This window comes from Agrococcus citreus (genome assembly GCF_039527715.1).
GTDB classification, from domain to species: Bacteria; Actinomycetota; Actinomycetes; order Actinomycetales; family Microbacteriaceae; genus Agrococcus; species Agrococcus citreus.
The window spans coordinates 590,856-602,686 of the sequence record NZ_BAAAKK010000001.1 but is presented as its reverse complement, the minus strand read 5'-3'; the positions used below and the strand labels follow the sequence as shown (position 1 = coordinate 602,686).

At 72.3% G+C, this 11,831-nt stretch carries 10 protein-coding genes; 3 read left to right on the top strand and 7 right to left on the bottom strand.

Going from position 1 to position 11,831, the window contains the following annotated elements:
- Positions 1–4 precede the first annotated feature (4 nt).
- From ABD106_RS02935 to ABD106_RS02925, 3 genes are read right to left on the bottom strand one after another with little or no spacing between them, the layout of a single operon-like run.
- Positions 5–427, bottom strand: a complete 423-nt coding sequence (locus tag ABD106_RS02935) for a VOC family protein (RefSeq protein WP_343917120.1) — start codon at positions 425–427, stop codon at positions 5–7.
- A 10-nt stretch (positions 428–437) separates the two neighbouring features.
- Positions 438–2,441: a S9 family peptidase gene (locus ABD106_RS02930; protein WP_343917118.1), complete on the bottom strand. Its 2,004-nt coding sequence runs from the start codon at positions 2,439–2,441 to the stop codon at positions 438–440.
- Positions 2,441–3,256, bottom strand: a complete 816-nt coding sequence (locus ABD106_RS02925) for an SDR family oxidoreductase (RefSeq protein WP_343917116.1) — start codon at positions 3,254–3,256, stop codon at positions 2,441–2,443. Before ABD106_RS02925 ends, ABD106_RS02930 begins: the two co-directional genes overlap by 1 nt.
- A gap of 107 nt (positions 3,257–3,363) precedes the next feature.
- Here ABD106_RS02925 and ABD106_RS02920 point away from each other — a divergent pair, with 107 nt between their 5' ends.
- Genes ABD106_RS02920 through ABD106_RS02910 form a run of 3 tightly spaced genes read left to right on the top strand, consistent with a single transcriptional unit; the run spans position 3,364 to position 5,847 of the window.
- On the top strand, positions 3,364–3,822 hold the full coding sequence (locus ABD106_RS02920) for an NfeD family protein (RefSeq protein WP_343917115.1): 459 nt from the start codon (positions 3,364–3,366) through the stop codon (positions 3,820–3,822).
- 16 nt (positions 3,823–3,838) lie between these two features.
- Positions 3,839–5,110: an SPFH domain-containing protein gene (locus ABD106_RS02915; RefSeq protein ID WP_343917113.1), complete on the top strand. Its 1,272-nt coding sequence runs from the start codon at positions 3,839–3,841 to the stop codon at positions 5,108–5,110.
- Entirely contained in the window at positions 5,107–5,847 is a 741-nt protein-coding gene (locus ABD106_RS02910; protein WP_343917111.1) for a glycerophosphodiester phosphodiesterase family protein, read from the top strand. The genes ABD106_RS02915 and ABD106_RS02910 overlap by 4 nt, the downstream gene beginning before the upstream one ends.
- 465 nt (positions 5,848–6,312) lie before the next feature.
- Here the strand turns inward: ABD106_RS02910 and ABD106_RS02905 are convergent, their stop codons facing one another.
- From ABD106_RS02905 to tatC, 4 genes are read right to left on the bottom strand one after another with little or no spacing between them, the layout of a single operon-like run.
- Entirely contained in the window at positions 6,313–7,041 is a 729-nt protein-coding gene (locus ABD106_RS02905) for a glycosyltransferase (RefSeq protein WP_343917109.1), read from the bottom strand.
- Positions 7,034–8,629 (bottom strand): apolipoprotein N-acyltransferase, encoded by a 1,596-nt coding sequence (gene lnt / locus ABD106_RS02900; protein WP_343917107.1) that lies wholly within the window; start codon positions 8,627–8,629, stop codon positions 7,034–7,036. The genes ABD106_RS02905 and lnt overlap by 8 nt, the downstream gene beginning before the upstream one ends.
- Positions 8,626–11,046 carry a DEAD/DEAH box helicase gene (locus ABD106_RS02895; RefSeq protein ID WP_343917105.1) on the bottom strand — a complete coding sequence of 807 codons (2,421 nt, stop codon included), beginning with the start codon at positions 11,044–11,046 and terminating at the stop codon, positions 8,626–8,628. Before ABD106_RS02895 ends, lnt begins: the two co-directional genes overlap by 4 nt.
- Positions 11,043–11,831 (bottom strand): twin-arginine translocase subunit TatC, encoded by a 789-nt coding sequence (gene tatC / locus ABD106_RS02890; protein WP_343917103.1) that lies wholly within the window; start codon positions 11,829–11,831, stop codon positions 11,043–11,045. The genes ABD106_RS02895 and tatC overlap by 4 nt, the downstream gene beginning before the upstream one ends.

Here is an 11,831-nt window from a genome sequence, read left to right as displayed (position 1 = left end):
GTCCCTAGGAGTCTTCCCCGGGCGTCGTTCGCGCAGCGTCGTCGCGACCGCCCGGACGGTGCTCGACCAGCGCGACGGTGTTGCCCTCGCTGTCGGCGATGAACGCCATGCGCTCCTCCGTGCCGGCGGGGCCGAGCGTCGCGTCCGCGTGCCCGAAGATCGTGTGCGGCTCCGTCACGATCGTGACGCCGGATGCGCGCAGCCCCTCGACGCGCGCGTCGAGGTCGTCGACGGCGAAGTAGAGCAGCGCCGACGGCGCTCCCCGCTCGAGCAGCAGCCGGGTGTCGCCGAGCACGAGGAACGCGAGCCCCGGCGGATCGAACGCAGCGGCGACCGGCACGTCGAGGAGCCGGGCGTAGAAGGCGGCAGCCCGCTCGAGGTCGACCGCGCGTTGCGCGACCTGCACGAGCGGGCTGTCGCCGATCATCGTGGGTCCGTCAGGCGTGGTTCTGCGCCGTCGGGAGGTGCTTCGCCCACCAGCGCAGCACGTGCTCGAAGCGCTCGACGCGGTGCCGGGGCTGCCCGGCGCGCGTGAGCTCGTGGTTCTCGCCGGGGAACAGCAGCAGCGCCGTCTCGACGCCCTGGCGCTTGAGCGCGGACCAGTACCGCTGCGCCTGCTCGGGCGGGCAGCGCCAGTCCTCCTCGGAGTGCACGACGAGCGTCGGTGTCGTCACGTCGCCGACGCGCGCCATCGGGCTCTGCGCGCGCACGGCATCCGCGTCGGTGCCGGAGTACTCGCCGCCGAAGAACCAGCCGATGTCGCTCGTGCCGACGAACGACTCCGGATCGAGGAAGCCGCGCTCGACGATCGCCGCCGCGAAGCGGTGGTCGTGCGCGATCGTCCACGCCGTGAGGTAGCCGCCGTAGGAGCCGCCCATGATGCCGAGCCGGTCGCCGTCGAGCTCGTCGTGCGCGGCGATCGCGCCATCGAGGAAGTCGAGCACATCGTGCAGGTCGACGGTGCCCATCGACTGGCGGATCGCGAGGCCGTGCTCGCGGCCGTAGCCGGCCGAGCCGCGCGGGTTGCACTGCAGCACGGCATAGCCCGCGGCGACCGCGACCTGCGCCTCGTCGAAGACGCCCACGCCGTACTGCGCGAACGGCCCGCCGTGGATGTTCAGCAGCACGGGGTGCGGGCCGGGGCCCTCGGGCACGAAGACCCAGCCGTGCACGGTGCCGCCGTCGCGGGTGGGCAGCTCGTGCTCGATGGGCTCGACGATGCCGGTCTCGGCCAGCGCTGCGCCGAAGTCGGTCACGACGGTCACGCCGCGGTCGTCGAGCACTGCCACCTCGCCTGCGGAGGTCGGCGTCGCGACGGTCGCGACCGTCACGCCGGAGCCGACGCCGTGGCCGATCACCTCGAGGTCGCCGCCGATGAGCTCCTTGGTGCCGCCGCCGGTGACGTGCAGCAGGCGCACTCGGCCGCGCCGGCGCTCCTGCACGAGCACGCCGTCGTCGACGACGGTCGCGTGGCTGCCGCCCTCGCCGAGGTCGGTCGACTCGTCGGTGACCTCCTCCGGGTGTGCGCCGGGCTGCTCGAGCACGAGCAGCTGCGTGCTGCGGGCGACGAAGTCGCGGCCCGACTCGCCCATGTGCTGGGCGAGCAGCACGAAGCCGCCGTCGGGCGTCGGCTGCACCTGGTCGACCGCGAGGCCGGCTCGCGACGACAGGATGATGTGCGGCTCGCCCGACGCGGTGTCGGCGTCGAACTCGACGACCGCGTTCACGAGGTCGTCGTCGCGGGTCGCGTGGCGCGCGGTGACGCACAGCACGCGGCGGCCGTCGCTCGAGAAGACCGGAGCGCGGTGGTCGAACTCGCCGTGGCTCAGCTGCGTCGCCTCGGCGGCGCGCGGCATGTCGTCGCGCGTCGACGGACCGTCGTGGGGATGCGGCGCGCGCTCGTAGAAGGGCTCGCCGTCGAGGTCGGGCATCGGGGCCACGAACACGTGCGTGTGGCGGCCGACGAGGCTGCCGGTGCCGTTCGCGAGGTTGCGGTTGCGCGTGATGAGCCGGGGCGACTCGTGCGCCGCGTCGAGGCCCTCGACCGAGCCGTACCGACCCGGCTCGACGATCGTCGAGGTGAACGCGATCCGGTCGCCGTCGGGCGCGATCGCGAACTCGTCGACGCCGCCGTCGACGGCGGTCGCCTGCACGGGCTCGCCGCCGTCGGCGCGCATCGCCCACACCTGCGGCTTGCCGGCGGCATCGGTTCGGAGGAACAGCACGGTGTCGCCCGCGGGCGTCAGCTGCGGTGCGCGATCGGCGACGCCGCCGCTGATCCGGTGTCGGACGCCGTCGGCGAGGTCGACGCGCCACAGCTGGCCGACGTTGCGGTTCGCCCGCAGGCTCGGGCGGCTCGTGGCGACGATCGCCCACGCGCCGCTCGGGTGCACGGCGGGCCTCGAGAGCGAGACGAGCCGCTCGATGTCCTCGGCTCGCATCAGCGAACCGTGCCCTCGGCGTCGCCGAAGCCGGCGACGTCGCCGACCAGGCGCGTGCTGTCGCCCGGCACCGGCTCGACGGCGGCGAGCGCGACCTCTCGCGCGAACTCCTCGACGTTGTACAGCTTGCCGGCGTCCTCGCGGCGGCTCGCGATCGCGCCGGGGTTGGCGCGCTCGAGCAGCGTCGCGGTGATGGTGCCCTCGATCATGTCGCCGGAGACGACGACGAGCTCGATGCCCCGCTCGCGGAGCGCCGGGATCCGCTCGCGCAGTGCGTCCTCGCCCGCACGCTTCGAGCGCGCGACGGCCTCGTACTCGGGCATCGTCGGGGTCGTGCGGATGAAGTGGGCCTGGTGGCTCGTGACGAACACGACGCGTGCGCCGTCGCGCAGGACCGGCAGCGCCGCGTCGAGCAGCGCGACCTGCGCGTCGCGGTTGAGGCGCATGGCGTAGTCCTCGCCCATGCCGCTCTCCATGCCGCCCGAGGCGTTCATGACGAGGATGTCGAGCCGACCGAAGCGCGCGCGAGCGGCCTCGAACATGGCGGCCACGCTCTCGCCGTCGGTGAGGTCGGCCTGCACGGCGATCGCCTCGACGCCCTGGTCGCGCGCCGCTGCGACGACCTTCTCGGCTCGAGGCGCCTTCGCGCGGTAGTTGACGACGACGTCGGCTCCGGCTGCGGCCAGCAGCGCGACGGTCGCGGCGCCGATGCCGCGGCTCGAGCCGGTGACGAGGGCCGTGCGGCCCGTGAGCGAGCCTGGCTCGAGGGGGCCGGCGGAGTGGCCGGTTGCGTGATCGGGGGCGTGGTCTGGCACGAGTGCTCCTTCGTTCGCGACGACACTACTGCCACGCCGCGCGACGGCCCCGGGCCGCGACGTGCGTGCCGCGCCGCGTCACAGCATCCGCTCCCTATGCTGGGGTCGTGGATCTCGTCCAGTACGCGTGGGTCGTGTGGCTCGTGGTGGCACTCGTGTGCTTCATCATCGAGATGGTCACGCTCGAGTTCACGTTCCTGATGATCGGCCTGGCCTCGACGGTCGGGCTCGTCTCGAGCATCACGGGCCTCGAGTGGTGGGCCCAGATCCTGATCGCGTCGGCCGCGGCGCTGCTGCTGCTGTTCCTCGTGCGCCCGAGGCTGCTCGAGCGGCTGCAGGAATCGGGCGAGGTCAACAAGCAGGGCATCGAGGCCCTGCTGGGCATGGCCGGGGAGGTGACGCGCTCGTTCGTGCGCGGCGCCGGCGAGGTGACGCTCGCGAACGGCGACGTCTGGACCGCCCGCCTCTCCCCCGCCGTGCAGCCGCGCGATCCCGACGTCGGCGAGCGCATCCTCGTCACCGCCATCGAAGGGGCGACGGCCATCGTCGTCCCCGCCCAGCGATAACCCGAAGGAAGCATCAATGCCGTTCGACGGACAATTCATCCTCGGAGCGTTCCTGCTCATCGTCGTGATCCTGGTCGTCCTCTTCGTGCTCGTCACGCTGTTCAGGGCGATCCGCATCATCAAGCAGGGCTTCACGGGCGTGGTCGAGCGGCTCGGTCGCTTCCACCGCGTGCTGCAGCCCGGCCTCAACTTCCTCGTGCCGTTCATCGACCGGGTCTCGTACCACGTCGACATGCGCGAGCAGGTGCGGTCGTTCCCGCCACAGCCCGTCATCACCGAGGACAACCTCGTCGTGTCGATCGACACGGTCGTCTACTTCCAGGTCACCGACGCGCGCGCCGCGACCTACGAGATCGCCGACTACCTCTCGGCGGTCGAGCAGCTCACCACGACGACGCTCCGCAACGTGGTCGGTGGCATGAACCTCGAAGAGGCGCTCACGAGCCGCGACACGATCAACGGCCAGCTGCGCAACGTGCTCGACCAGGCGACCGGCAAATGGGGCCTGCGCGTCGGCCGCGTCGAGCTCAAGGCGATCGACCCGCCCCACTCCATCCAGGACTCGATGGAGAAGCAGATGCGCGCCGAGCGCGACCGCCGCGCCGCGATCCTCACCGCAGAGGGCTCGAAGCAGTCGCAGATCCTCGAGGCGGAGGGTCTCCGCCAGTCGGAGATCCTGCGGGCCGAGGGTCAGGCGAAGGCCCAGGTGCTGCGCGCCAAGGGTGACGCCGAGGCACAGGTGCTGCTCGCCAAGGGTGAGTCGGAGGCCATCGAGCGCGTCTTCGCCGCCATCCACGAAGGCGATGCCGACGAGAAGCTGCTGGCCTACCAGTACCTGCAGACGCTCCCGAAGCTCGCCGAGGGCGACGCGAACAAGCTGTGGATCATCCCGTCCGAGCTCACGGAGGCGCTGCAGAGCGTCAGCCGCGGGTTCCTCGAGGGCCGCGCCGAGGTGCCGTTCTCGAAGCCGAAGGGCAAGCACTCCGACGCCGCGGAGCCTTCGATCCTCGACGAGACCTTCCAGGCCGACTCGGTGAGCGACGTCGAGGTGCCCTCGATCGCCGAGACCCTGCAGGCGAGCGGCATCGACCCGAAGGACGCCGGCCGCATCGACAACGTGTCGTCGAGCACGTCGCTCGCCGACGAGACGCCGGGCACCGACTACAGCGAGGCCATCGAGACCGCCAGGGAGGCGGCCGCGGAGGCGCCCCGATCGAGCGCCGACGAGGGCACCGACCTGAGCGGCCAGCCGGGCGCTCCCGACGACGGCGGCGCTCCCCGGGCGTGAGCCCGTTCCTGTCTCCGGCGCCGCCGAGGGTGCTCGCGCATCGCGGGCTCGCCCTCGCGGCGCCGGAGAACACGATGCTCGCGTTCATCGCGGCGGTCGACGCCGGTGCGACGTTCCTCGAGACCGACGCGCACGCGACCGCCGATGGCGTCGCCGTCCTCGCGCACGACCCGGGGCTCGATCGCGTCGCCGGCACCGACGTGGTGATCGAGCGCACGCTGTGGCGCGACCTGCAGCAGATCGACCTGGGTCAAGGCGAGCGCGTACCGGGGCTGCGGGAGGCGCTGCTCGCCTTGCCTGACGCGCACTGGAACATCGACATGAAGTCGGATGCGTCGGTCGTGCCGGCCGTGCGGGCGGTCGTCGAGGCGAAGGCCGTCGAGCGCGTGCTGCTCACGTCGTTCTCGGAGCGCCGTCGCAAGCAGGCGCAGGAGCTGCTCCCGGAGGTGGCGACGAGCGCGTCGCAGTCGATCGTCGCGCAGGCGATCGTGGCGCAGCGGCTTGGTCTGCAGGGCCGGCTGCGACGCATCCTCGAGCCCGTCGTCGCCCTGCAGGTGCCGCGCCGCGCGAAGGGCATCGAGATCGTCACCGAGCGCAGCGTCGCGGCGTTCCAGCGGGCGGGCGTCGAGGTGCACGTCTGGACGATCAACGACGAGTCCGAGATGCGCGAGCTGCTCGCCCTCGGCGTCGATGGCATCGTGACCGACCGCTGCGACCTGGCCCTCCCCCTCCTCTGACCGCCTCCCTCCCTGAGTGGTCACGCCCGGGCCTGAGTGGTCACTCCCGCACCTGAGTGGTCAGTCCCGCGCCGACTGGCGCCTTGCGCGGGTGAGTGGCGGCTTCCGGCGGTGAGTGGCGCCTACCGCGTGTGACTGGCGGTTTTCTTCGGCCGCTCGCTTCACGCGGACCCTTGAGGTGCGGGAGGCGCCACTCAGGTGCGGGAGGCGCCACTCAGGTGCGGGAGGCGCCAGTCAGGTGCGGGAGGCGCCTCTCACGTGCGGGAGGCGCCATTCAGGTGCGGGAGGCGCCAGTCAGGCGCGGGAGGCGCCAGTCAGGTGCGGGAGGCGCCACTCAGGTGCGGGAGGCGCCACTCAGGTGCGGGAGGCGCCACTCAGGTGCGGGAGGCGCCAGTCAGGTGCGGGAGGCGCCACTCAGGTGCGGGAGGCGCCAGTCAGGTGCCGAAGGCGCCACTCGGCGAGCTGTCAGCGCGGCGCCTTGGGCAGGGCGCGCACGCCCGAGAGCGACCACTTCGTGACCGCGGTGAGCGCGCCGAGCTCCTCTGCCAGGCGCATCTTCGAGGCGCCGACCGCTCGCTCGATGAAGCCGATCGGCACCTCGGCGATCGTGCCGCCCGCTTGCGCGACCCGCACGGCCATCGCGATCTGGAACGCGTACGCGTCGACCTGGATCGCGTCGAGGTCGATCTGCTCGAGGATGCGCGTGCGGTAGACGCGCAGCGAGCTCGTGAGGTCCTGCACGTTCGTCGCGAGCAGGCCGCGTGCGTAGGCGTTGCCCACACGCGACGACAGCCGCCGGCGTCGGCTCATGTTGCGCACGTCGCTGCCCTCGACGAAGCGGGAGCCGATCACGAGGTCGACGCCGCTCGCCGAGACCGCGAGCAGCTCGGGCAGCCCGTCGGCGTCGTAGGAGCCGTCGGCGTCGGTGACGACCACCTTGGTCGCGCCGCGCGCCATGGCGAAGCGGATGCCCTCGATCACCGCGGAGCGGTAGCCGCGCTCCGTGCGGTGGATGACGAGCGTGCCGGCATCGGCCTTCGCGAGCCGATCGGCCAGCTCGCCCGTGCCGTCAGGGCTGCCGTCGTCGATGATGACGAGCTCGGCGTGCGGCACCGACTGGCGGAGCCGGCCGACGGTGCGCTCGAGCCCGTCGACCTCGTCGTACGTGGGCACGACGATCATCACGTCAGGCATCCGCTCTCCTTCGATCGTTGCGGTGACGGTCCGCACGGCCGGCCAGCGCGAGGCCTGCGAGCGCGAGGACGGCGCCGATGCACAGCGCCGCGTCGATCCATGCTCCCAGACGGATGCCGGGGGTGACGGTCGTCGAGAGCGGCAGCTCCTCGAGCATCGCGCCCGGCTCGTACTGGGGCAGGCGATCGAGCACCGTGCCGTCGGGCAGCACCATCGCGCTCGTGCCGACGGTCGAGATGTTCACGAGGGCGCGCCCCGCCTCGACCGCGCGCAGCTGCGCGATCGCGAGCTGCTGCACGTTCTCGGCCGAGCCGCGGCCGAAGTCGGCGTTGTTCGTCGGCGCGAGGATGATCTCGGCGCCGTGCTCCGAGACCATCTCTCGGGCGAGGTGGTCGTCGATGATGTCGAAGCAGATGGCGACGCCCGCGGTCGTGCCGGCGACGTCGAACGCGTTCGCGCTCGAGGGGTCGACCGAGAAGTCCCGCGGGATGAGCTCGAGGAACCCGAGCGCGTCGAGGATGGGCGCGAACAGCCACCGCTCCGGCAGGTACTCCGCGAAGGGCACGGGGTGCCGCTTGCGGTACTCCGCGACCGCGCCCTCCCCCGGCTCGACCTGGAGCAGCGCGTTGTAGGTGTCCTCGCCGTCGCGCGTCACCGAGCCCACGACGAGGGGCGCGTCGAACGTCGAGGCGACGAGGTCGAGCGCGGCCATCGTCGCCGGGTCCTCGTCGGCGTAGAACTCGGCGGCGTTCTCGGGCCAGACGAGCAGGTCGAGCTCCTCCCCCGCGAGCAGCCGCGTCGCGTCGACGTGCTCCTGCAGGATCTCTCCGCGCGTGTACGGCGCGAGGAGCCCTGCCTCGCTCGCCCCCTGCACGGCGCCGACGCGGATGCTGCCGGTCGCCTCGACCGGGAACGCCGGGATCGCGACGACCGCGATGAGCGCCGCGGCAGCGATCGTCAGGCGTCGGCGCGCCATCCGGCGGTGCTGCAGCACGAGCTGCGCGAGCAGCGCCGAGAGCGCGGCCAGCACGAACGTGAGCCCCGCGAACCCGACCCAGCTCGTCGTGTCGGCGAGCGGGCTCGACGCCTGCGTATGCGCGAGCCTGCCCCACGCGAAGCCGCCCCACGGCACGCTCGACGAGAGCGACTCGCGCAGCGTCCAGACGGCGCCGAGCAGCGCGGGCATGCCGAGGAAGGCGCCCAGCGCCCCCTGCATGCGCGGCTCTCCCCAGCGCCACGCCAGTGCGAGCGCGATGCCGCCGAGCCCCCACCACACCGCCATCCACGCCGTGAGCGCGACGAGCGGCACGGCGCCGAGGTAGACGGTGATCCACTGGATGTGCAGCAGGAAGAAGACGGCACCCGTGACGAAGCCGAGCCAGAACGCGGAGGGCAGCGAGCGGCCGCGGAGCGACACGAGCGCGAGCGCGACGGCGGGCACGACGAGGAACCACCAGTCGAAGGGCTGGAACGCGAACGGCAGGATCGCTCCGCCGAGGATGGCCGCGGCCCACGCGTAGGCGAGCGGCAGCGGCGCGCGTCCCCGCAGGCGCGCGGTCGAGGAGGTGCGAGCGGTCGTCGCGGTCACAGGGCCGACCCGGATGCCTCGACCACGCCGCGGCGGATGCGCTCGACCGCCTCGCCCGCGGTGCGCGAGAGCCGCTTCGGCGCGACCTGCTCGACCTGCTCGAGCACGTCGATCGTCTGCTTCGTCCAGCGCACGAAGTCGCCGGCGGCGAGCTCGGTGTCGCTCAGCACGCCCTCGAGCGGGTAGCCGCGCGCCCACCGGTGCATCGCGAGCGTCAGCCCCGTCTGCAGCGGCAGCGTGCCCGGCAGCCGGTGGTCCTGCTCGAGGTCGTCGAGCTGCGACCAGAGCCGCTGGGTCGCGTCGAGCGCGTCGAGGAAGGGGCCCTTCGGCAGCATCCGCTCGGGCAGCATGCCGTCGTCGCGCCTGCCCTCGAAGACGAGCGCGCATCCCATCGCAGCGAGGGCTGGCGCGTCGAGCCCGTTCCACAGACCCCGCCGCAGGCTCTCCGCGGTGAGCAGGTCGCGCTCGCCGTAGATGCGGCGCAGCACGTCGCCGGCGGCCGACACGCGCTCGCCCTGCTCGTGCTGCTCGAGGTAGCCGAGCTCGCGGAGGATCTCGGTGATGCGGTCGAAGCGCTCGGCGATCTGCCCCGTGCGGCGGTCGATCTGGCGCTCGGCCTTCTCGATGTCACGGCGCAGGCGCCAGTAGCGCTCGCCCCAGCGGGCGTGCTGCTCGCGCTCCGGGCACGCGTGGCACGGATGCGCGCGCATCGCCGCGCGCACGCGCTTGAGGTCGCGCTGCAGCCGCTCGTGCTCGCCGTGGCTCACGCCCTGCCGCTGGTCGTCGCGCTCGAGGTCGGTGAGCTGGCGGCGGAGCGCCGCGTACTCGGAGAAGTCTCCGAGGTGGCACGTCATCGACGCCTCGTAGCCCGCGAGGCTCGCGCGCTGGTCGACGACCCGGCGGGCGAGCTGCACGACGGAGCGGTCGGCCTGGAACTGCGCGAACGAGGTCTCGAGCACCTCGCGCGTGCCGACGACGCCGAGCCGGTCGACGAGATTGACGGCCATGTTGTACGTCGGCCGGAAGCTCGAGTGCAGTGGGTACGTGCGGCGGGAGGCGAGCGACGCGACCTCGACCGGCTGCAGGTTGCCGTTCCAGATGACGACGCCGTGGCCCTCGGTGTCGATCCCGCGGCGCCCGGCTCGCCCGGTGAGCTGCGTGTACTCGCCCGGGGTGATGCGCACGCGCGCCTCGCCGTTGAACTTCTCGAGCTGCTCGAGCACGACGGTGCGCGCGGGCATGTTGATGCCGAGCGCGAGCGTCTCGGTCGCGAAGACCACCTTGACGAGCCGCGCGCGGAAGAGCTCCTCGACGACCTCCTTGAACACCGGCAGGAGTCCCGCGTGGTGCGCGGCGACGCCCCGCTCGAGGCCGTCGAGCCACTCGTAGTAGCCGAGCACGGCGAGGTCGGCGTCGTCGAGCAGCCGCGTGCGCTCGTCGACGATCGCGCGGATCTCCGCCCGGTCCTCCGGGGTCGTGAGCCGCACCCCGCCCGCGACGACCTGCTCGACGGCCGCGTCGCAGCCGGCTCTCGAGAAGATGAAGTCGATCGCCGGCAGCATGTCGCGCTGGTCGAGCATCCGGATGAGCTCGACGCGGTCGACGCGGTTGCCGAAGCCGCCGCGGCCAGGCCCGTTCGGCCGTCGGCCGCCCTTCTGGGGGCGCCGCGACCGGTAGCGGTTGTGGCCGCCGCGGTCGCGGTGCCCGTGCGCGGCGGAGTCGGCGAGGTCGCTGCCGCGCGCGAGCTCGACGAGCTCGCGCCCGGGCTTGTGCGACTCCTCCCCCGCCTTCGAGTCGAAGAGGTCGACGAGGCGGCCGCGGATGTGCACGTGCGCGTCGAGCGGGACCGGTCGGTGCTCGCTCACGATCACGCTCGTGTCGCCGCGCACCGCGTCGAGCCACGCGCCGAACTCCTCGGCGTTCGAGACGGTCGCCGAGAGCGAGACGAGGCGCACGTGGCGCGGGAGGTGGATGATGACCTCCTCCCACACGGCGCCGCGGAACCGGTCCGCGAGGTAGTGCACCTCATCCATCACGACGTACTCGAGCGCCGAGAGGTCACGGCCCTCGTAGAGCATGTTGCGCAGCACCTCGGTGGTCATGACGACGATGCGGGCGTCGCCGTTGATCGAGGTGTCGCCGGTGAGGAGGCCGACGGATGCGGCCCCGTAGACCTCGGTGAGCTCGCGGTGCTTCTGGTTGGAGAGCGCCTTCATGGGCGTCGTGTAGAAGACGCGGCCGGTGGGCGCCTCCATGGTCATGTGGATGGCGAACTCGGCGACGACGGTCTTGCCGGCGCCCGTCGGCGCGGCGACGAGCACGCTCGAGCCGGCCTCGATCGCCTCGCACGCCTCCCGCTGGAAGGGGTCGAGCCCGAAGGGCATCGCGCGCGCGAAGGCATCCGTGGCGTGGCTCATGTCGCGTCCTCTCCGATCTCTGCGGCGGCGCGCTTGCGGCGGCGGCGGTCGACGAGCAGCGCGACACCCGCTGCCGCGAAGTAGAGCACGACCATCGGCACGGCGATGATGAACATGCTGAGCACCTCGCCCGCGGGCGTCACGAAGGCGCCGAACAGCGTCGCCGCGAGCACCGCCCAGCGCCAGCCTTTGATGATCGCGGCGCCCGAGACGATGCCCGCGAGGTTGAGGAAGACGACGATGACGGGGAGCACGTAGGCCACGCCCACCGCGAAGACGAGCTTGAACGAGAAGTCCCAGTAGTCCTGGGCGCCGAGGAACGCGGTGAGGCCATCCGGCGTGAAGCCGACGAACAGCCCGATGATGCGCGGCAGCACGTACCAGCCGGTCAGGCAGCCGCCGACGAAGAGCGGCACCGCCGCGCCGACGAAGCCGAAGACGTAGCGGCGCTCGATCGTGCGGAGCGCGGGCACGATGAACGCGAGCAGCTGCCACAGCCAGATCGGGCTCGACATGATGATGCCGAGCATGAAGCCGATGCGCATCTGCACGTCGAACGCCTGCGTCACGTTCGTGATGTTGAGCTCGACGGGGAGCCCTTGCGCGCGCAGCTCGATGAGCGGTGCGCTCAGCACCTGGAGCACCGGCGACGCGAGGAAGAACCCGACGATCGCGCACGCGATGAGCGCGATGCCGGCGATGTAGAAGCGCCGCTTGAACTCCCGGAGGTGTCCGGCGAGCGCCATCCGGCCCTCAGGGTTCGCGGTGCGCCCGGGACGGGCCAT